General features: G+C 54.5%; 19 protein-coding genes. 4 read left to right on the top strand and 15 right to left on the bottom strand.

Annotated features, from left to right (window positions below):
- Positions 1-167 precede the first annotated feature (167 nt).
- Complete coding sequence (gene tesB, locus ACOTZF_RS15475; protein ID WP_013095873.1) at positions 168-1,028, top strand: acyl-CoA thioesterase II; 861 nt, start codon at positions 168-170, stop codon at positions 1,026-1,028.
- A 598-nt stretch (positions 1,029-1,626) separates the two neighbouring features.
- Here the strand turns inward: tesB and amtB are convergent.
- The 5 genes from amtB to ACOTZF_RS15450 all read right to left on the bottom strand — a co-directional run bounded on the left by amtB (position 1,627) and on the right by ACOTZF_RS15450 (position 7,545).
- Positions 1,627-2,913 carry an ammonium transporter AmtB gene (amtB, locus tag ACOTZF_RS15470; protein WP_013095872.1) on the bottom strand — a complete coding sequence of 429 codons (1,287 nt, stop codon included), beginning with the start codon at positions 2,911-2,913 and terminating at the stop codon, positions 1,627-1,629.
- A 35-nt stretch (positions 2,914-2,948) separates the two neighbouring features.
- Positions 2,949-3,287 carry a P-II family nitrogen regulator gene (gene glnK / locus ACOTZF_RS15465; protein ID WP_008503304.1) on the bottom strand — a complete coding sequence of 113 codons (339 nt, stop codon included), beginning with the start codon at positions 3,285-3,287 and terminating at the stop codon, positions 2,949-2,951.
- Positions 3,288-3,509: 222 nt separating this feature from the next.
- A complete protein-coding gene (locus ACOTZF_RS15460) occupies positions 3,510-5,291 on the bottom strand; it encodes a SmdB family multidrug efflux ABC transporter permease/ATP-binding protein (protein ID WP_013095870.1) in 1,782 nt (593 codons plus the stop codon).
- Entirely contained in the window at positions 5,284-7,056 is a 1,773-nt protein-coding gene (locus ACOTZF_RS15455) for a SmdA family multidrug ABC transporter permease/ATP-binding protein (protein WP_023621395.1), read from the bottom strand. The genes ACOTZF_RS15460 and ACOTZF_RS15455 overlap by 8 nt, the downstream gene beginning before the upstream one ends.
- A gap of 30 nt (positions 7,057-7,086) precedes the next feature.
- The gene (locus ACOTZF_RS15450) at positions 7,087-7,545 is read right to left on the bottom strand and encodes an Lrp/AsnC family transcriptional regulator (protein ID WP_061772130.1); all 459 of its coding nucleotides are present in this window, start codon (positions 7,543-7,545) and stop codon (positions 7,087-7,089) included.
- Positions 7,546-7,660: 115 nt separating this feature from the next.
- Here ACOTZF_RS15450 and ACOTZF_RS15445 point away from each other — a divergent pair, with 115 nt between their 5' ends.
- Positions 7,661-8,707, top strand: coding sequence for a PLP-dependent cysteine synthase family protein (locus ACOTZF_RS15445; RefSeq protein WP_029883398.1), 1,047 nt, complete (start codon positions 7,661-7,663; stop codon positions 8,705-8,707).
- A gap of 41 nt (positions 8,708-8,748) precedes the next feature.
- Here the strand turns inward: ACOTZF_RS15445 and cof are convergent, their stop codons facing one another.
- Positions 8,749-9,567, bottom strand: coding sequence for an HMP-PP phosphatase (gene cof, locus ACOTZF_RS15440; protein WP_038418803.1), 819 nt, complete (start codon positions 9,565-9,567; stop codon positions 8,749-8,751).
- A gap of 101 nt (positions 9,568-9,668) precedes the next feature.
- On the opposite strand from cof, the gene ACOTZF_RS15435 reads away from it, so the two are divergent.
- Positions 9,669-11,369, top strand: a complete 1,701-nt coding sequence (locus tag ACOTZF_RS15435) for an SgrR family transcriptional regulator (protein ID WP_129252895.1) — start codon at positions 9,669-9,671, stop codon at positions 11,367-11,369.
- A gap of 66 nt (positions 11,370-11,435) precedes the next feature.
- The gene (queC, locus tag ACOTZF_RS15430) at positions 11,436-12,131 is read left to right on the top strand and encodes a 7-cyano-7-deazaguanine synthase QueC (RefSeq protein ID WP_023621392.1); all 696 of its coding nucleotides are present in this window, start codon (positions 11,436-11,438) and stop codon (positions 12,129-12,131) included.
- A 2-nt stretch (positions 12,132-12,133) separates the two neighbouring features.
- Here queC and ACOTZF_RS15425 read toward each other — a convergent pair whose 3' ends face one another.
- From ACOTZF_RS15425 to clpP, 9 genes are all read right to left on the bottom strand, one after another.
- Positions 12,134-12,463 (bottom strand): addiction module antidote protein, encoded by a 330-nt coding sequence (locus ACOTZF_RS15425; RefSeq protein ID WP_013095863.1) that lies wholly within the window; start codon positions 12,461-12,463, stop codon positions 12,134-12,136.
- Positions 12,450-12,803, bottom strand: coding sequence for a type II toxin-antitoxin system RelE/ParE family toxin (locus ACOTZF_RS15420; protein WP_020686128.1), 354 nt, complete (start codon positions 12,801-12,803; stop codon positions 12,450-12,452). The genes ACOTZF_RS15425 and ACOTZF_RS15420 overlap by 14 nt, the downstream gene beginning before the upstream one ends.
- Positions 12,804-12,850: 47 nt before the next feature.
- Positions 12,851-13,249, bottom strand: coding sequence for a YbgC/FadM family acyl-CoA thioesterase (locus ACOTZF_RS15415; protein ID WP_014830880.1), 399 nt, complete (start codon positions 13,247-13,249; stop codon positions 12,851-12,853).
- Positions 13,250-13,348: 99 nt separating this feature from the next.
- Positions 13,349-13,729 carry a helix-hairpin-helix domain-containing protein gene (locus tag ACOTZF_RS15410; RefSeq protein WP_038985353.1) on the bottom strand — a complete coding sequence of 127 codons (381 nt, stop codon included), beginning with the start codon at positions 13,727-13,729 and terminating at the stop codon, positions 13,349-13,351.
- 148 nt (positions 13,730-13,877) lie between these two features.
- Positions 13,878-15,749: a peptidylprolyl isomerase gene (ppiD, locus tag ACOTZF_RS15405; protein WP_038418799.1), complete on the bottom strand. Its 1,872-nt coding sequence runs from the start codon at positions 15,747-15,749 to the stop codon at positions 13,878-13,880.
- A gap of 212 nt (positions 15,750-15,961) precedes the next feature.
- Complete coding sequence (gene hupB, locus ACOTZF_RS15400) at positions 15,962-16,234, bottom strand: nucleoid-associated protein HU-beta (protein ID WP_002444653.1); 273 nt, start codon at positions 16,232-16,234, stop codon at positions 15,962-15,964.
- Between the two features lie 210 nt (positions 16,235-16,444).
- Positions 16,445-18,799 carry an endopeptidase La gene (gene lon, locus ACOTZF_RS15395; protein ID WP_013095859.1) on the bottom strand — a complete coding sequence of 785 codons (2,355 nt, stop codon included), beginning with the start codon at positions 18,797-18,799 and terminating at the stop codon, positions 16,445-16,447.
- A 184-nt stretch (positions 18,800-18,983) separates the two neighbouring features.
- Positions 18,984-20,258 (bottom strand): ATP-dependent protease ATP-binding subunit ClpX, encoded by a 1,275-nt coding sequence (gene clpX, locus ACOTZF_RS15390; RefSeq protein WP_013095858.1) that lies wholly within the window; start codon positions 20,256-20,258, stop codon positions 18,984-18,986.
- Between the two features lie 127 nt (positions 20,259-20,385).
- Positions 20,386-21,009 carry an ATP-dependent Clp endopeptidase proteolytic subunit ClpP gene (gene clpP, locus ACOTZF_RS15385; protein WP_013095857.1) on the bottom strand — a complete coding sequence of 208 codons (624 nt, stop codon included), beginning with the start codon at positions 21,007-21,009 and terminating at the stop codon, positions 20,386-20,388.
- Positions 21,010-21,250 lie beyond the last annotated feature (241 nt).

The following is a 21,250-nucleotide window of genomic DNA, read 5'->3' as shown; positions in this document are numbered from 1 at the left end:
ATCCCATCCGATGTCGTTTCAAACACATATCGTATTCAAGTGTGGCACAGATCACTGATTAATGCCTAAATTCTCCCTGATATTCAGATAATTCTACCCGTCGGACCACTTTCATTTCTGCGTTATACTCTGCCTATCTTTCGCCACGGCGTTTATTGAGGACAACTATGAGTCAGGCACTGAACAATCTGCTGACATTACTGAATCTGGAAAAAATTGAGGAAGGGCTCTTTCGCGGACAGAGCGAAGATTTGGGCTTGCGTCAGGTCTTCGGCGGGCAGGTCGTCGGACAGGCACTGTACGCTGCCAAGGAGACCGTCCCGGCAGACCGTCTGGTGCACTCCTTTCACAGCTATTTTCTGCGTCCTGGCGATAGCGCAAAACCCATTGTGTACGACGTGGAAGTGCTGCGTGACGGCAACAGCTTTAGCGCGCGCCGCGTGGCAGCCATTCAGAATGGCAAGCCCATCTTTTACATGACCGCCTCTTTCCAGGCACCTGAACCGGGTTATGAGCACCAGAAAACGATGCCAGCGGCACCGTCGCCGGACGATCTCAAATCGGAGACCGATATCGCCCGCGCGCTGGCCCACTTGCTGCCACCGCAGGTCAAAGAGAAGTTCCTTTGTGATAAACCTCTGGAGATCCGCCCGGTCGAATTCCATAACCCGATGAAAGGCCATACGGCCGAGCCGAAACGCCAGGTCTGGATCCGCGCCAACGGCACCGTACCAGAGGATTTCCGCGTGCATCAGTATCTGCTGGGCTATGCGTCAGATTTTAACTTCCTGCCGGTTGCACTGCAGCCGCACGGCGTGGGGTTCCTTGAAAAAGGGATGCAGGTTGCGACGATCGATCACTCGATGTGGTTCCATCGTCCATTTAACATGAATGACTGGCTGCTCTACAGCGTGGAAAGCACCTCGGCGTCCAGCGCTCGCGGGTTTGTACGTGGAGAGTTTTATACGCAGGACGGCGTGCTGGTCGCCTCGACGGTGCAGGAAGGGGTGATGCGTAATCGCGGGTGATGTTGCCCTCACCCACAGGGCTGAGGGATACCCATAAATAATGCCTGCACAGACGGACCCCTCTCCCTTTGGGAGAGGGCTGGGGTGAGGGGGAACATACGGCTGTGGAGGTCATTCCGTTCACTTTATGTTCCCTGCTACTCTGTAACGGCATGACCCGTGAACGTGCCAGGGCGGCTCAATCGCCACCGCCCTGGCGACCCGGGCTCCCGGCGGTAAATCGCCGCTTCGCGGTGCCCTCGGCTTATTCCTTCCGGCTTATCGGGGACGGGCGGATGTAACGTCCCTGTAAAGCCGCCCTCTCGGCGCATCCATGCGCCTCGCCCCGGCCTGCAGGAAACGCCTCAGCGATTTACAGCCGGACCAGGGCATCGCTGTAAGCCATTCATTTTCCTGAAACAACATTCGTCGCTTTCGGTAAAAAATTACTGGGCTCCCTCAGCCCACGGGGAGAGGGAATAAACACTAAAAACGGCAATCAGGGATTGCCGTTTTGCTTTTACCTTGTGCGGCCTGATGCCCTCATCCTGGCCCTCTCCCACGGGGAGAGGGAATAAACACAAAAAACGGCAATCGGAGATTGCCGTTTTCCTGTTTATTATGCGTTGTACGCATTCTCGCCGTGGCTGTTGACGTCGAGACCTTCGCGCTCCTGCTCTTCCGGTACGCGCAGACCCACAGTCATGTCCGCCAGTTTGTAGCCAATGAAGGCCACCACAGCAGACCACACAACGGTAATGGCGATACTTTCCAGCTGCACCAGCACCTGGTGAACCATGTCAACGCCCTCAGCGTAACCCACTCCGCCCAGCGATTTCGCGGCGAAGATACCGGTCATGATACAACCGACGATACCGCACACGCCGTGCACACCAAAGACATCGCAAGGGTCATCCACGCGCAGAAGACGTTTCAGCGCTGTCACACCCCACAGACCCGCCAGACCTGACACCAGACCGACAAGCAGCGCACCACCGACACCGACGTAACCACATGCTGGGGTGATCCCCACCAGACCGGCAATGGCACCCGAGCACGCGCCCAGCAGAGAAGGTTTACCGCGTACCGCCCACTCACCAAACACCCATGAGAGGATTGCACCCGCCGTGGCCACCACGGTATTCACGAAGGCCAGCGCAGCAATTTCGTTAGCAGCGCTCGCAGAGCCGGCGTTGAAGCCGAACCAGCCAAAATAGAGGATTGCTGTACCGGTAAAGACCATCGGCAGATTGTGTGGTTTGAACGCTTCTTTGCCAAAGCCCACGCGTTTGCCAATCAGGTATGCACCCACCAGACCCGCTACCGCGGCGTTGATGTGAACAACAGTACCGCCTGCGAAATCCAGCGCGCCGTGCGACGCCAGCAGACCGCCACCCCAGACCATGTGTGCAATCGGCACATAGGAGAGCGTCAGCCAGACCACCACAAAGATCAGAACGGCAGAGAAGCGAATACGCTCAGCCAGCGCCCCCACAATCAGCCCCACGGTGATACAGGCGAACGATCCCTGGAACGCAACGTGGATGTACTGATAGAAACTGCCCATTACCGCGGTCAGTTCAATATTTTTTAACATGGCCCAGTTGAAGTTGCCGAAGAAGGCGTTACCTTCACCGAAGGCCAGAGAGTAGCCGTAGACCACCCACAGCACGCAAACCAGCGCGAACGTCACGGCAACCTGCGTCAGCATGGAGAGAACGTTTTTGCCACGGATCAGGCCGCCGTAAAACAGCGCGATGCCCGGAATAGACATGAACAGCACCAGCGCGGTGCTGATCATCATAAAGGCGTTATCGGCTTTGTCTGCCACCGCAGGTGCAGCCATTGCCAGGCCCGGCAGCAGTGCCAGCGAACCCAGACCCGTTTTGATTGTTGCTATCTTCATTTTCTCGATCCCTATCACTGTGTGCCAGGAGTTACTTACAGTGCCGCTTCGTCAGATTCGCCGGTACGGATGCGAATGACGCGCTGCAGTTCGGCAACGAAAATTTTGCCGTCGCCAATTTTGCCGGTATAGGCCGCTTTGCTGATCACATCGATGACTTCATCAAGCTGGTCATCAGCAATCGCGACATCAATTTTTACTTTTGGCAGGAAGTTAACGCTGTATTCCGCCCCGCGATAAAGCTCGGCATGACCCTTCTGACGACCGAAGCCTTTCACTTCGGTGACAGTCAGTCCCTGAATACCCATTGAAGACAACGCTTCACGCACGTCTTCGAGTTTGAATGGTTTGATTACCACCGTAACCAGCTTCATAGATCCCCTCCAGTCAGAATTCGGTAATGGCCGCAGCTAACACGCAGGAGACATTGCAAGGGGTGTGCCAGAAATGAAAACGGAAGGGAAAAGCGGCGCAATGCGCGTTAAAAGACCATTCATGGTCAACAGGTGAAAAAAAACGCACCATGGCAGTGCATGGCGCGTTTCGGTTTTGCACCAACAGCGGTGACTGTTAGCACGTTGCCTGTTTTTGGTGCATCAGGCGCTAAGCGACTCTTCCTCACGGACGCTGGCCGCCAGCTCTTCACCCGCCAGTTGCAGTTGATACATCTGCCAGTAGCGGCCTTTCGCCTCCAGGAGCGCCCGGTGTGTACCGCGTTCAACGGCCTGTCCGCGATGCAGCACCAGAATGGTATCTGCGTCGACAATCGTTGAAAGACGGTGCGCGATAACCACCAGCGTCGTGTGGTCGCGCACGGCGGCCAGTGCCTGCTGGATAGCCTGTTCGGTACCGGAGTCGATGCTGGCCGTCGCTTCATCCAGAATCAGCACCTGTGGCGTTTCAATCAGCACACGAGCCAGCGCCAGAAGCTGTTTTTGCCCGACAGATAGGTTATTCCCCTGCTCGCCCAGCCGGGTGTTGATTCCGTCGCTGAATCCGCGTGCCAGCTCAGCGAGCTGCACTTTTTCCAGCACGGCCCAGACCTGCTCCTCGGTATAATCACGCCCCAGGGTCACGTTGGCGTAAAAGGTATCGGCCAGCACGACCGGGTCTTGCTGCACCATCGCTACGCCTTTACGCAATACGCTGTGGCTGAGCGACGCCAGCGGACGTCCATCCAGACGAATTTCGCCTTTCGTTAACGGGTAGTAGCCCATCAACAGGCTTGCAAGCGTACTCTTGCCGCTGCCGGTATGCCCCACCAGCGCCACAAAGCCGCGCGACGGCACATCAAGATTGATGTCCTGCAACACCAGCCTGTCTTCACGGTAGGCAAACGAGACATGGTCAAACGTAATCGCCCCGCTTTGCAGCGGTGCTGTATCCTCACCATAGGTCTGACGCGGTCTGTCCATCAGTTCAAAGACGCGCTCGCCAGCAACCACCGCCTGCTGCAACATGGATTGTTGGGTTGTGAGTTCAATCAGCGGCTCGTTCAGGCGTCCCAGATAGCTGATAAAAGCATACAGAACCCCCACTTCAATCGTTCCGCCCGGACTCAGGCCAAAGAGCATCAGCAGGCCGCAAAGCACCAGTGCCGAGAAGAGGCTCAGCAACGGACGCAGCAGGAAACCATCAAGGCGCAGCGTCTGCATACGCGCCATATAGTGCGAACGGCTGGCTTCGCCCATGCGTTCGCCAAAGCGAGCCTGCTGGCGGAACTGCTGGATGACGCTCATGCCGTTGATCACTTCGTTGAAGCCATCGTTAATATCGGCCAGGTAGGTCCGCACCCGACGTACAATGGGCGTGCTGTAGCGCTGATAGATCACCATCACAATCAGCACCGCCGGGAAAATCGCGATCGCCACCAGCGCCATGCGCCAGTCAAGGCTGAACATCGCCACCAGCATGGCGCCAATCAACGCGGCACTGCGCAGCACGGTCGCCACGACCGTCACATACAGATCGCGGATCACCTCGGTATCGTTGGTCACCCGCGAAATCACCTGCCCGACCGGCTGGATATCAAACTCGCTCAGCGGCTGGCGCAGCGCAGCATCCATAACGTCGGTACGCAGCTTCTGAACCACACCCACCGCCGCCCGGTTAAAGAGTAGCGACTGCGCATAGTGCAGGCCAGCCGCTGCCAGCTGTAGCCCCACATAGGCCACGCCTAACCCCGCCACCAGCCCCAGCGGCAAATAGCTTTTCGCAACCATATTGTCGATGAAATAACTGATGAGCAGCGGACCGCTCACTTCTGCAATCGCCGCAATCCACAGCAGCACGACGGCAAGAGCAAGGGGTTTTCGCCATGGCGAACCGTAGGCCAGCAGGCGTTTTAGCGTCGGCCACTGCGTTTTTGATTTACGCATTAGCGTCCTCCTCTTCCTGTTCCGGGGCATCGTCGAGTGCCGCTTCAAGCTGCTGATAGCGATACATATCGCGATACCAGCCCGGTTGCTCCGCAAGCTGGTCATGCTGCCCGCGCTGGGCAATGTGCCCGTGCTGCAACACCAGAATTTCACTGGCTTCCGTCAGCGCTGACAAACGGTGGGCACTGATGATCACCGTCCGTCCGTCGCTCCACTGGCGAAGGTTATGCAGGATTTGGTGCTCGGTTCGACCATCCACAGCAGAAAGCGCATCATCCAGGATCAGGATTTCAGCATTGAGCAGCAGCGCACGGGCAATGGAAATTCGCTGTTTTTGCCCGCCAGAGAGCATAACGCCACGTTCACCCACCTCCGTTTCATACCCCTGCGGCAGACGCAAAATATCGTCATGTACGCTGGCTAAGCGCGCGACATGCTCAATCTCTTCCTGCGTGGCCGACGGACAGCCAAGGGCTATGTTGTTCGCCACAGTGTCAGAAAAGAGAAACGGCGTCTGGCTGACCACAGCCAGTCGGCGACGCCAGTCGTCTAGTTGCAGTGTCGTGAGAGGAAGATTGTGGAAACGAATGTCCCCCTGCGTGACATCAAAGTGACGCTGGAGCAGCGAAAGAACGGTACTTTTGCCGGATCCCGTCGGGCCACAGATCCCGAGCATTTGCCCCGGTTGCAGCGTAAAGCTGACGTTTTCCAGCACCGGATGTTCCGTCTGCGGATAAACAAACGTACGGATGTCGACGTTCATTACCCCACGCCCTTCCGGTACCGGTTCGGTACCGTCGTTGACCACTGGCGCTTCAGACAACATGGCGCGAATGCGGCTATAGGCGGCACTGCCGCGCTCCACGATATTAAACATCCAGGCCAGCGCCAGCATCGGCCAAATCATCAGCCCCAGATACATGGCAAAACTGGTTAACTGTCCCAGGGTCAAGGTGCCCTGCACCACCATCCAGCTCCCGCCACCGACGGCCAACAGGTTGGCCATGCCAATGGCGATATAGATGGTCGGATCAAAGCGCGCATCAATACGCGCAACGCGCATGTTTTTTGCGCCGGTGTCTGCAGCATCGGCCGCAAACAGGGCAGATTGCCGATCCTCCAGACCAAAGGCTTTGATCATGCGGATGCTGGTCATACTCTCCTGCGTGCGATCGTTTAGTGACGAAAACGCCGCCTGCGCCAGCTTGAAACGCTCGTGCAGTTGTTCGCCATAACGGTTGATCGCCAGCGCCATCAGCGGCATCGGCAGCAATGCCAGCAGGGTAAGTTGCCAGCTGATCTGAGTGGACATCACAATCAGAACCGCGCAGCCCATCACCAGCGAATCCACCAGCGTTAATACCCCTTCCCCGGCCGCGAACACCACGCGATCGACGTCGTTGGTGGCGCGGGCGATGAGATCCCCGGTGCGATGGCGCAGGTAAAACTCGGGGTGCTGGCGGCTCAGCTGGCGGTAAAAATCCTCGCGCAGCTCAACGGCCAGCTGATAGGACGCGCCAAACAGCAGCACGCGCCAGACGTAACGCAGCAAATAGACGATGACGGCCGTCAGCACCAGCGTGCCAACCCACATCAACACCCGTGCGGTGGTGTAATGCTGTTCCGTAACGCCATCCACGACGTAGCCCACCACCTTCGGCGGGATCAGCTGCAAAATGGCAATGATGATAAGCAGGAGAACTGCGCCGAGGTAGCGCTGCCACTCCCGACGAAAGTACCAGCTTAGTTGGGCAAATAATCGCACGCGGTTTGTTCCTGAAGGTATTTTATGGAGTTATTCAATGGGTAACGCTGTGGTGTATTTAATCTGTTCCATGGCGAAGCTTGAGGTGACGTCCGACAAGCCCGGTACGCTATTCACCAGACGCTTGTAGAAATCATCATAGCGCTTCATGTCTGCCACCTGGACACGCATCAGATAATCGTACTCCCCGGCCATACGCCAGAAGCCGAGGACCTCCGGCATGTCAGAGACCTGGTTTACGAAGCGGCAATACCATTCGCTGCTGTGATGCTGCGTTTTTATCAGGACAAAGGCCGTCAGGCCCAGCCCCAGTTTTTCGGGATCTAATAACGCGACACGCCCCAGCAGAACGCCGTCATCTTCCAGCTTCTTGAGGCGCTTCCAGCACGGTGTGGTGGTCAGATTAACGGCATCTGCCAGCGCCTGCAAAGAGAGGGTGCAGTCACTTTGCAGCAATGAAAGCAGCTTGCGGTCAATTTTATCTAGCATACCCACCTCACAGAGAAAATTTTTCTCCCTTCATTCTATTTTAAAGGCCAGATAGCAACAATTTTTTCTGTGCTTTTCGCTATGCTGGGCACAAAATGACAAACGGATAATTACGATGAATAGCAACTGGGTTAAACATGCCATCAGCGAAATCAATGCCGACTACCAGCGCTCGGCCGACACCCATTTAATCCGCCTCGCCCTACCGGGGTTTGCGGGGATTCAGCTGTATCTGAAAGATGAAAGCACCCATCCTACGGGGAGCCTGAAGCATCGTCTGGCGCGTTCGCTGTTCCTGTATGGCTTGTGTAACGGCTGGATTAAAGAAGGCACGACAATTATTGAATCGTCATCCGGTTCAACCGCCGTCTCCGAAGCCTATTTCGCCCGTCTGCTGGGCCTGCCGTTTATCGCTGTCATGCCCTCCTGCACCGCGAAACGCAAAATCGAACAGATCGAATTTTATGGCGGACGCTGCCACTTTGTAGAAAGCGCCTGCGAAATTTACGCCGCCTCGGAAATGCTGGCCCGTGAGCTGAACGGCCACTATATGGACCAGTTCACCTTCGCCGAGCGTGCAACCGACTGGCGTGGCAATAACAATATAGCGGACAGTATTTTCCGCCAGATGACTCATGAGCCTCATCCGGTTCCGTCATATATCGTCATGAGCGCCGGTACGGGCGGAACCTCGGCCACCATTGGCCGCTATATCCGCTGTCAGGGCTACGATACGCAACTGATGGTGGTGGATCCGCAAAACTCGGTCTTCCTCGACTACTGGCAAAGCCGCAATGCCGACCTGCGCAGTCCGGTGGGCAGTAAAATTGAAGGGATTGGCCGCCCGCGCGTTGAGCCGTCGTTCATTCCTGATGTGGTGGATGAAATGCTCCGCGTACCTGATGCCGCCAGCGTCGCGACGGCGCACTGGCTGGAGACGCAGCTGGGCCGCAAGGTGGGTGCCTCTACCGGTACCAATATGTGGGGTGCGCTGCAGCTGGCAGCACGCATGCGTGAAGAGGGCCGCACGGGCTCTATCGTCACGCTGCTGTGCGACAGCGGGGAGCGCTACCTGGAAACCTATTACAACGCGGAGTGGGTGCAGGCAAACATCGGCGATATTGCGCCGTGGAAAGCGCAAATTGCACAGCTGGTGAAATAAAAAAAAGCCAGACCGAAGTCTGGCTTGCTGGAAGGGTCTCACTATTCGGGGGAATATGGGAGTGTGTTGTTGTCCAGCCAATGTGTTAAAAAATGGGACACCGCTTCATTACGACAGTGTCCGATAACCGGCAGATGAGGAAGCGCAGAGATCAGCTGCGGCATAGCATTCCCCATAATCAAACCGCGCCCGACGCTGCCCAGCATCTCGCGGTCGTTCATGGCGTCACCAAACGCCATACACTCCTGCAACGTCAAGCCCAGGTGGTCGCTCAAAACCGCCAGGGCAGAACCTTTGTTACACCCCACCGGCAACACTTCCAGACAATCCACCGCCGAAAAGGTCAGATGGGCCCGGTCGCCTAACGCCTCATTCAACTGAATACGTAAGCGGCAGAGATCGTCGTGATCGCCACAAAAGCAGATCTTGGTCACCGCGTGGGCAGGGATGCGGCGCAGATCCATCAGCTGATAGCGAAAACCGCTGTAGACATGCGCATGGAGAAGTTGAGGGATTTCACGCCCGGTAAACCAGCCGTTATCGTTAAAGACATGAACGCTGGCCTGGGTATCCCAGGTACTGTGCAGCACGATATCCGCCACTTCCGGGTTGAGATCCTGACGGTGCAGCACCTCCCCTTCGACCGAATGAATTCGTGTTCCGTTGCCGGTAATCAGAAATGCATCCAGGGAAAATGCGCCCAGCAGATGGCGCATCTCCAGCACATGACGGCCAGTGGCAAACGTCAGGGTTACATCACGCTCACGCAGGCGCTTAAGGGTGTTCAGGGTTTTCTCCCCTAAACGGTGATCCGGCATTAACAACGTGCCGTCCATATCAAATGCAGCGAGCCGAGCCATCATAACTCCCGAAATGTGATGCGATTAACTTGTGCATCAGTATTGCGTGAGATATACGGAAGTAATAGTGAATAGATGAGAATTATTGTTCCGGGTTTATTATGCGCCAGCTCAACCGCCTCAAACAGTATCAACGCCTGTGGCAGCCCTCCGAAGGGGCACCGCAGCAGGTCACCATTGCGGAGCTCGCCAGCCGCTGTTTTTGCAGCGAGCGGCATGTTCGCACCCTGCTGCGTCAGGCGCAGGAGGCTGGCTGGCTGAACTGGCATGGACAGTCTGGTCGCGGCAAGCGCGGCGAGCTCAGGTTTTACGTCAGCCCGGAATCACTGCGCAATACGATGATGGAAGAAGCGCTGAAGCATGGCCAGCAGCATAACGCCCTGGAGCTAGCCCAGCTTGCGCCGGAAGAGTTGCGGGAGTTGCTGCATCCCTTTTTGGGCGGACAGTGGCAAAACGATACGCCGACGCTGCGCATTCCCTATTACCGCTCGCTGGATGCGCTGCAGCCTGGCTTTTTACCCGGCCGGGCGGAGCAGCACCTGGCAGGCCAGATTTTCTCCGGGCTGACGCGCTTTAACGGCAACAGCAGCGAACCGACGGGCGATCTTGCCCATCACTGGGAGGTCACGGATGGCGGCCTGCGCTGGCATTTTTATATCCGCTCGACCCTGCACTGGCATAACGGCGACAAAATTGAGACAGCGCAGTTACAGCGGAGCCTGAAGGCCCTGCTTATGCTGCCAGCCCTGCGCAAACTGTTCCAGAGCGTATTAGATATCGAGGTCACTCACCCGCAGTGCCTGACGTTTACCCTGCATCAACCGGACTACTGGTTGCCCCATCGTCTGGCGACCTACTGTAGCCGTCTGGCCCACCCTGACCAGCCCATGACGGGCAGCGGCCCTTTCAGGCTGAGCGTGTTTGATTCCGAGCTGGTGCGTCTGGAAAGCCACGAGCAGTACCATCTTAGCCACCCGCTGATCAAGGCGATTGAATACTGGATCACGCCGACGCTATTTGATTACGGACTGGGGACCAGTTGTCGTCATCCGGTGCAGATTGCCATTGGCGAGCCTGATGAACTGGAGAGCCTGCGGCTGGTAAGTAACAGCACCAGCCTGGGCTTCTGTTATCTCACCCTGAAACAGCGCGACCGGATGAGTGAACTGCAGGCTAGACGGCTAATCAATATCATCCATCTCTCAACGCTACTGCATACGCTCCCGCTGAACGAAGGGTTGATTACCCCAACAGAAGAGCTGCTTCCTGGCCTGCCTATTCCCCGGTGGCCGGATTTAACGCACGTTCCTTTACCGGCAGCGTTAACCCTCGTTTACCATTTGCCCGTTGAGTTACACACCATGGCAAACCAGCTAAAACAGTACCTTGCGCAGCAGGGCTGCGAACTGACCGTTATCTTTCACGATGCGAAGACATGGGACGGATGTCCGCAGCTTGCCGATGCGGACATGATGATGGGGGACAGGCTGATTGGCGAAGCGCCGGAGTACACACTTGAACAGTGGCTTCGGTGCGATACCCTCTGGCCGCATCTGCTAAGCGCGCCGCAAGTTGCGCATCTGCAGGCCACGCTGGATGCCGTTCAGACTCAGGCCGATGAGCAGGCAAGACACGCTGGCCTGAAAGCCATCTTTACCCGGCTGATGGATAATGCGGTGCTGACGCCGCTGTTTAACTACCAGTATCAAATTAGCGCGCCACCGGGAGTAAACGGAATACGACTGAATACCCGTGGCTGGTTTGATTTCACAGAAGCCTGGCTTCCAGCCCCCCGGTCGTGAAGAAGCTGGTCGTCGCCGAAGTCAGACGGTAACATAATGTTTTTACCGTAACTGTCGAGATGATTTATGAAACGTGCCGTCGTCGTGTTCAGCGGAGGACAAGATTCCACTACCTGCCTGGTTCAGGCGCTTCACCAGTACGATGAAGTGCATTGTGTCACTTTCGATTATGGCCAGCGCCATCGCGCTGAAATCGACGTTGCCCGCGAACTGGCGCTGAAACTGGGCGCACGCGCGCATAAGGTGCTGGACGTCACGCTGTTAAACGAACTGGCCGTCAGCAGCCTCACCCGCGACAGTATTCCTGTTCCTGATTACACACCTGACGCCAGCGGTATTCCCAATACCTTTGTGCCAGGGCGTAATATTCTTTTTCTGACCCTGACGGCCATCTACGCCTACCAGGTGCAAGCCGAAGCGGTGATCACCGGCGTTTGCGAAACCGACTTCTCCGGTTACCCGGACTGCCGCGACGAGTTTGTAAAAGCGCTTAATCATGCGGTAAATCTGGGGATGGCCAAGGAGACGCGCTTTGAAACGCCGCTAATGTGGCTTGATAAAGCGGAAACCTGGGCACTGGCGGACTACTGGGGCAAGTTGGATTTGGTTCGCAGCGAAACCCTGACCTGCTACAACGGCATTAAGGGCGACGGATGCGGCCAATGCGCCGCCTGTAACCTACGTGCCAATGGCTTGAATCACTACCTGGCAGATAAAGCCGGTGTGATGGCCGCGATGCAGAAAAAAACCGGGCTGAAATAGGGTTATTTGACCGTGCTGTCGAACAGTTTTACACCGGCAGCACGCGTGACTTTCATTAGCGTCGTCAGTGTTGGATTGCCATTATCAGACAAGGTTCGGTATAGCTGCTGGCGGGAAAGACCTGCTTTGGCAGCAATTTCACCTATGCCGCCGCGGGATTCGATGACCTGGCGGAGTGCAATGAGATAGGCAGGGATCCCCTGATCCTCATAAATTTCTTCCAGTGCTATTTGCAGGTAAAGTTGAGCGTAGGAAGGGTTTTCACGAAGCATTTTTACAACCGCATCGTGATGGTTAACAGAACTTGAATAGTGTCGTTTAGAAGTGCTCATCTGTTTTTCCTTTAGATAGATGATCTTTCAAGAAATCTACCGCCTGTTTAACATCTTGTTTTTGACTCTTCTTGTCACCACCGATGAGTAACAACAAGACCCTCTGATGCTCTACGGCAAAATAGATCCTGTAACCGGGACCACTATCAATTCGCATCTCCCAAACACCTTCTCTAAGGTATTTGTAATCACCAAAATTATGCTTTATTGCACGGTTAATACGCATAAGGATCCGTAAAACGGTCTCCGGATCCTTTCTACGCATCCTGGTTATCCACTCCTCAAACGGCACTTTGCCGTCACGGGTCCGATAACGCTCAACAACATAGTCCCTGTCCATTATTCTATCCCTGGAAAAACACTTTGTCTTTTATAAAAGACAAAAAATCACACGATCATCAACTCCAGCTTTTCCCGCAACTCCCCTTCCAGCGGCAGTGCTTTCTGCGTTTTCAGATCGATACAAACGAAGGTGATCAGCGCATCGGCTACCACCTGCCCTTCCGGATCCAGCGTCACGACCTGACTGAGCACGCCGCTCTTCCCGTTTAGCTGTTGCACCTGGCTGGTCACTGTAAGCACATCCCCCAGTACGGCCGGGCGACGGTAGTTAATATTGATGTTGACAACCACGAACGCGATGTTGTGCGCGGTCAGCCATTGGAAGCTTTCGCTGTTTTCCAGCCCGTCCCAGCGCGCCTCTTCAAGAAATTCGAGATAGCGGGCGTTATTCACGTGCTGGTAAACATCAAGATGAAAACCGCGTACTTTGATTTTTGTCTGCATAGCGCAATAGCCTTTACTGTTGTTATAGGATAAGAGGTCAAGACTGGTATGACCTCTTTATCCTGGCAAACTTTTGCTGCTGTGCAAGTAAAACTGAGATTACAACGTCAGGTGTGAGAGGTTGCGCTCAACCAGTGAACTGCCCATCCCCGGAACCTGCCTGAGGTCGTCAACCGTTTTAAACGGGCCGTACTCTTCACGGTAGCTGACGATAGCCTGCGCTTTTTTAAGCCCTACGCCGTTCATCACGCGGGCGAGATCTTCAGCCGAGGCCGTATTGATGCTGACGCGTGTACCGTCGTCCTCTGTGCTTTTGCCAGGTTCAGCGGCTTTAGTTTGGGCAGATGCTTGTGCAGCGGGGTCCGTTTTGCTCTGTACAGACTGCGTTTTGGCTGCGGGGGACACCGCCAGTGCGCCTGCGCTCATTCCGGTAGTGGCAATAGCCAGTGTGATTAGCAGTGCTTTGATTCCACATTTCATGCTGTTATCTCCTTGTTTGTTGACAGCCATGTCACCATAGCCGTCAGCCAAAAGAGGCTCAAACATGCGTTTGCAGAAATGGAAAAGGCCGCGAAAGCGGCCTTCAGGGTTTGCAGAGCGTTACGAAAATCTGCGAGCAGATACGTAATTATTGCTGCTGAGTGATGGCATCGCCCAGCTTGATTTTGGCTTCTTTACGCAGGTTGCTCATCATCGCTTCGAAAGCAATCTGGGCATTGTTCTGGGTGATACCCTGAACCATTGCTTTCTTTTGCGCTTCTGGCATGGTGCCGGCTTTCACTTCATCCAGCGCCAGCAGAACGACGTTCCCCTGCATGTCGGTTGTTGTCCCGAAGCTCGGTTTGTCTTTCGCTGGCAGGCTCAGACCAAACACAGCCTGGCTGATTGGGTCCTGACCGGTACGGCTCAGCGTTTTCGCGTCACCGAAGCTCAGACCCGCCGCTTTCAGGGCGTCTTCTTTACCGGCTTTCAGGTCAGCCAGGATCTTCTCAGCATCCAGTTTTGCCTGCTGTTCCGCTTTGCTATGTTTAACCTGCGCCACAACCTGATCTTTCACTTCCGCCAGCGGTTTTACCGCTTCAGGCTTGTGCTCGCTCACGCGCAGAACAAACGCACGGTCACCGTCAACGGTAATGATATCGGAGTTGCTGCCCGGCGTACCGTTCTCACCCACGAGACCACCGTTGAAGATGGCATCCGAAACCGGTTTGAAGTTCAGCTCTTCCGGCAGGTTGTCACGGCCAAACCAGCCGGTCTCAACCGCTTTCACGCCAGCAGCCTGCTCTGCACCGGCCAGAGATTCGTTGTCGTTGCTCGCCGCATCGCTCACTTTCTGCTGCAGGGCATAGTACGCATCAAGCGCTTTTTCCTGCTTCACTTTGGCGGCGATATCATCACGCACCTCAGCCAGAGGTTTGGTTTTAGCGGCTTCGATATCATCCAGACGCGCAACCAGGAAACCAACGGACGATTTAATCACACCCGACAGCTGGCCCTTGTCTTTCAGACCGGCATTTTTCAGCTCATCCGGCGTAGTCGCCGCTTCCAGCCAGCCCATATCGCCGCCATTTTTGGCAGAGATGATGTCGGTGGATTTTGCTTTCGCAACGGTGGCGAAATCTGCGCCTTTGTTCAGCTCATCCAGCACCGCTTTGGCATCGGCTTCGGTTTTGGTCTGAATCACGCTGTAGCGGTTACGCTGCGGCTGAGTGAACTGATCCTGATGCTGATCGTAGTAAGACTGGATTTCTGCATCAGTCGCGGTTTCCTGCAACGCAGCAGCATCCAGCTTGATATAGCTCACGCGGAACTGCTCAGGTGCAACAAAGCTGTTTTTATTCTGCTCGTACCAGGCGTTAACCTCTGCGTCGCTCACCTGCTGCTTAGCCGCGAGCGCATTCACATCAATGGTCGCCTGACGCACAACACGCTGCTGTGCCACCAGGGCTGCCAGTTCGTCAGTTTCACCTTTGAGCATGAAATCAGTACCAACCACCGCATTGATGAGCTGTTGCGTCGTCAGCTGGTTACGCAGCGCCTGCGCGTATTGATCGGCCGTCATGCCCATCTGATTCACAATGCTGTTATAGCGAGCGTTGTCGAACTTGCCGTTAGACTGGAAAGCCTGAGTCGAGAAGATGGCTTTTTTAACCTGCTCATCGCTGATACCCAGCCCCAGTTTTTTGGCATATTGATCGAGGAGCGCTTCGTCAATCAGGCGATTCAGCGTCTGCTGGCGCAGGGTTTTCATGTATCCTTCGTTCGCAGCCAGCTCAGAGAATTGGTCGCCCAGCTGTTGCTGCATACGGTTACGTTCACCGGCAAACGCGTTCTCGAACTGACCGCGGCTGATTTCCTGGCCGTTCACTTTTGCGGCATAGTTTGCGCCACCGCCGATAAGGTAACTGCTCACGCCGGTCAATATGAACGACACGATAATGATACCGAAAATAATCTTGAGCACGAGACTGTTAGCAGCCGTGCGTAAGCTGTCCATCATGGTGTAACAACACTCCGCTGTAGGTGACTGGTTACCTGACGCTAACGGAAAATCCTGACCGTCGCGCGTAAAGGCGTATTGTGACAAGAAAACGGGGCGATTGTCAGCCCACAACTCGCATAAACTCGCACAAATCAGGTCTGGACAAATAAAAAAGGCACATCAAATGATGCGCCCTTGTACTTTTCGGCTTCCCTGAAACGGGAAAGCAATCAGTTTACTGCGTCTTTCAGCGCTTTACCTGCACGGAAACCCGGCACTTTAGCGGCAGCAATGGTGATCTCTTTACCGGTCTGAGGGTTGCGGCCAGTACGGGCAGCACGCTCTTTAACAGCAAAAGTACCGAAGCCTACCAGTGCAACGTCGTCCCCAGCCTGCAGAGATTCAGTAACAGAAGCAATTAATGCATCTAACGCACGTCCAGCTGCAGCTTTAGAAATATCAGCACCAGCAGCAATTTTGTCAATCAGTTGAGATTTATTCACTGTTCTCTTCCTCTCTTTATAATTTATATCGCGCCTGAATCCTTCACAACGCGACCGCGCAGCAGTTATATCAGGCCTGCCATGACCTTACAACACCCGTTGTTGATGGCTGACCTAATCAGCAATCTAAATTAGCTATACAAAAAAAGGCTGGCAAGTGCGAAATGACTTACCAGCCTTGTTTTTATTGACGCTCTTTGCGCGAGGTCACTATTTTGCGGTCACAACCTGCATTCCGGAGGGTTCATTCTGCAATGCGAGAGTAAGAACCTCCTCAATTCGCTTAACAGGATGGATCTGCAGATCGGCAATCACGTTGTCCGGAATCTCTTCCAGATCGCGTTTATTTTCGTAAGGAATCAATACGGTTTTGATCCCACCACGATGTGCCGCCAGCAGTTTTTCTTTTAACCCACCAATTGGCAGAACCTGACCACGCAGGGTAATTTCACCGGTCATTGCGACATCAGCACGCACCGGGTTCCCTGTGAGACAGGAGACCAGCGCGGTACACATCGCGATACCGGCGCTTGGGCCATCTTTCGGCGTTGCCCCTTCCGGGACGTGAACGTGGATGTCACGTTTTTCGTAGAAATCCGGGTTGATCCCCAGTTTCTCCGCACGTGCGCGAACCACAGTCAAGGCCGCCTGGATGGACTCCTGCATGACTTCACCCAAAGAACCGGTGTAGGTCAGCTTACCTTTACCTGGCACACAGGCGGTTTCGATGGTCAGCAGATCGCCGCCCACTTCCGTCCATGCCAGACCGGTGACCTGACCCACGCGGTTTTCGTTGTCCGCACGGCCATAGTCGAAACGCTGAACGCCCAGATAGGCATGCAGATTGTCGCCGTTAATGGTGATGTGCTTCAGGCTCTTATCCAGCAGCAGCTGTTTCACCGCTTTACGGCACAGTTTCGAGATTTCACGCTCAAGGCTACGCACGCCCGCTTCGCGAGTGTAGTAGCGAATGATGCCGATAATCGCGCTGTCCTCGACGGTCAGTTCGTTGGCTTTCAGTGCGTTACGCTCAATCTGTTTCGGCAGCAGATGCTGCTTCGCAATATTCAGCTTCTCGTCTTCGGTATAACCAGACAGACGGATCACTTCCATACGATCCAGCAGCGGAGCCGGAATGTTCATGGAGTTGGAGGTCGCCACGAACATCACATCGCTCAGATCGTAGTCCACTTCCAGGTAGTGATCGCTGAACGCCACGTTCTGTTCTGGATCAAGCACTTCCAGCAGAGCCGAGGCCGGATCGCCACGCATATCCGACGACATTTTGTCGATCTCATCGAGCAGGAACAGTGGGTTTTTAACCCCTACTTTCGCCATCTTCTGGATCAATTTACCCGGCATAGAACCGATGTAGGTACGACGGTGGCCGCGGATTTCCGCTTCGTCGCGTACGCCACCCAGCGCCATACGGATATATTTACGTCCGGTCGCTTTCGCAATGGACTGGCCCAGAGAGGTTTTACCTACCCCTGGCGGTCCAACCAGACAGAGGATTGGGCCTTTCAGTTTGTTTACACGGCTTTGTACCGCAAGGTACTCAAGGATGCGGTCTTTAACACGCTCCAGGCCGTAGTGGTCGGTATCCAGGATCTCCTGCGCCTGACGCAGGTCTTTTTTGACCTTGCTGCGGGCATTCCACGGCACCTGAACCATCCACTCGATGTAGCCACGCACCACCGTCGCTTCAGCCGACATCGGAGACATCATTTTCAGCTTCTGCAGTTCAGCTTCCGCTTTCTCTTTGGCCTCTTTCGGCATTTTTGCCGCGTCGATCTTACGCTTCAGCGCTTCGTTTTCGTCCGGCGCGTCGTCCATCTCGCCGAGTTCTTTCTGAATGGCTTTCATTTGCTCATTCAGATAGTACTCACGTTGCGATTTTTCCATCTGCTTTTTAACGCGGTTGCGAATACGCTTCTCAACCTGCAGCAGATCGATTTCAGACTCCATCATCGCCATCAGATATTCCAGACGTTCGTTAACGTCGGACATCTCCAGCACGGACTGTTTGTCCGCCAGCTTCAGCGGCATATGCGCTGCGATGGTGTCCGCCAGACGTGCGGGATCGTCGATGCTGTTCAGCGACGTCAGCACTTCTGGTGGGATTTTCTTGTTCAGCTTGATATAGCCTTCAAACTGGCTAATCGCGGTGCGCACCAGCACTTCCTGCTCGCGCTCATCAAGCTGAGGCGAATCAAGGTACTCTGCCTTGGCAGAGAAATGCTCGCCATTGTCAGACAAGGTGGTAATACGCGCACGCTGCAGGCCTTCTACCAGCACCTTAACGGTGCCGTCAGGCAGCTTCAGCATCTGCAAAATAGAGGCCACGGTCCCGACGGTGAAAAGATCGTTTACACCCGGCTCATCCGTCGAAGCTTCCTTCTGCGCAACCAACATGATTTTTTTATCATGATCCATGGCGGCTTCGAGGCAACGGATAGATTTTTCCCGCCCTACAAATAAGGGTATGACCATGTGCGGATAAACCACCACATCGCGCAACGGCAATACGGGGATTTCAATGCGTTCAGAACGCTCAGGATTCATAGAGCTCTCTCTTAGTTTAGTGTCCGCCAGGTAAACTGGTCATGTAACTGTGCTTCACACAACCATTAACATGTAATCCAGTATATGGGGATGTTTCCCACACATTCAACGCCATGAATACGGAAAAAGTAAAGGGGAGATAAAATCCCCCCTTTTTGATTAACTGCTTGTATGATTTGGTGAATTATTCGCCAGATGCCTGCTGCGCTTCCGGTTTCCCGTAAATCAGCAGCGGCTTGCTTTGACCACCGATAACGGACTCGTCGATAACCACTTTTTCGACATCTTCCATGGAAGGCAGGTCGTACATGGTATCAAGCAGCGCCGCTTCAACGATGGAACGCAGACCACGGGCACCGGTTTTACGGATCATCGCTTTCTTCGCAATCGCATCCAGCGCTTCATCACGAAATTCCAGCTCAACACCTTCCAGGTTAAACAGCGCCTGATACTGCTTGGTCAGCGCGTTTTTCGGCTCTTTCAGGATCTGGATCAGGGCTTCTTCACTCAGTTCATTCAGCGTAGCCACAACCGGCAGACGCCCAATGAATTCTGGGATCAGACCAAACTTGATCAGATCTTCTGGTTCAACCTGAGACAGCAGTTCGCCTTCGTTCGCTTTCTCGGATTTGGCCTTCACCGTTGCGCCAAAACCAATGCCGGAGCCGGTTTCAACACGGTGGGAGATAACTTTATCCAGACCGGCGAAAGCACCGCCACAGATGAACAGGATCTTGGAGGTATCAACCTGCAGGAACTCCTGCTGCGGATGTTTACGGCCACCCTGCGGGGGCACTGCGGCAACGGTCCCTTCGATCAGCTTCAGCAATGCCTGCTGTACACCTTCCCCTGATACGTCACGGGTGATAGACGGGTTGTCTGATTTACGGGAGATCTTGTCGATCTCATCGATATAGACGATCCCGCGCTGGGCTTTCTGTACGTCGTAATCGCACTTCTGCAACAGTTTCTGGATGATGTTTTCCACATCTTCACCCACGTAACCGGCTTCGGTCAGGGTGGTGGCATCCGCCATGGTGAACGGCACATCCAGCAGGCGCGCGAGCGTTTCAGCCAATAGCGTTTTACCGGAACCGGTTGGGCCGATCAGCAGAATGTTACTTTTACCCAGCTCTACGCCATTGCTGGTATCACCGTTACGCAGGCGTTTGTAGTGGTTATATACCGCTACCGCCAGCACTTTCTTAGCCTGCTCCTGACCGATGACATAGTCATCAAGATGATGACGAATTTCATGCGGTGTCGGCAGCGCGCTACGCTCACGGTGAGGCGCTACTTCTTTAATCTCTTCGCGAATGATGTCATTACATAAATCAACACATTCGTCGCAGATATACACGGACGGCCCGGCAATCAGTTTACGCACTTCATGCTGGCTTTTGCCGCAAAAAGAGCAGTACAGCAGTTTGCCCGAACCATCTTTGCGTTTATCTGTCATGAGTCCAAACCTCTTTTTAAGTTCTTTGTGCCGCACATGACGACGCAAATGCCATTTTCAGACGCAAGCTGCTCTCAAGCAGAGTGCCGCTTTACCTTAGTATAGCGGCACACTCGCGTCGCGGGCATCAATTACGATGGGTCAAAATGGAGTCGACTAAGCCGTACTCAACTGCCTCTGAAGCAGAGAGGAAGCGATCGCGCTCGGTATCGCGCTCGATCTGCTCAAGAGATTGACCCGTATGCTGCGCCATAAGTTCATTCATGCGCGCTTTTACTTTCAGAATTTCGCGGGCGTGGATTTCGATATCCGTCGCCTGCCCCTGGTAACCACCCAGCGGCTGGTGAATCATCACGCGGGAATTCGGCAGGCAGAAACGTTTGCCTTTTGCCCCTGCGGTTAACAGGAAGGCACCCATAGATGCTGCCTGACCCATACAGATAGTGCTCACATCAGGCTTGATGAATTGCATGGTGTCATAAATGGACATACCTGCCGTAATCACGCCGCCTGGGGAGTTAATGTACAGGTAAATGTCTTTTTCCGGGTTTTCCGCTTCCAGAAACAGCATCTGCGCCACGATCAGGTTCGCCATGTGGTCTTCCACCTGGCCGGTCAGAAAGATAACGCGTTCCTTGAGCAGACGGGAATAGATATCAAAAGAACGCTCACCACGTGAGGTCTGTTCAATAACCATTGGCACCAGAGCCATATGGGGTGCAAAGTTATCTCGTTCGCCACTGTATGACATTTCCGTCTCCTGGATCAAAATTGAAAACACCTGCTGTACTGATTGTAACCTTACGGACGGATTATCAGCCAGTCTCATTCATCTGATTACACACTTATGGGGTTTACATTGCCCTATTTCAAGCATAACAACCTTTTGTTGTTACGCTAACACCGAAAGGGCGTTTTAGCACCCTTCCTGGGCTATTGGTGCGATAAAAAAAACCCGTTGCCGGAAGGCAACGGGTTTTTGTTCAAACTTT

The organism is Enterobacter cloacae complex sp. SHL021, from assembly GCF_049237765.1.
Taxonomy (GTDB): Bacteria; Pseudomonadota; Gammaproteobacteria; order Enterobacterales; family Enterobacteriaceae; genus Enterobacter; species Enterobacter cloacae.
The sequence above is the reverse complement of the archived record's forward strand: the minus strand, read 5'-3'. Positions and strand labels throughout refer to the sequence as shown.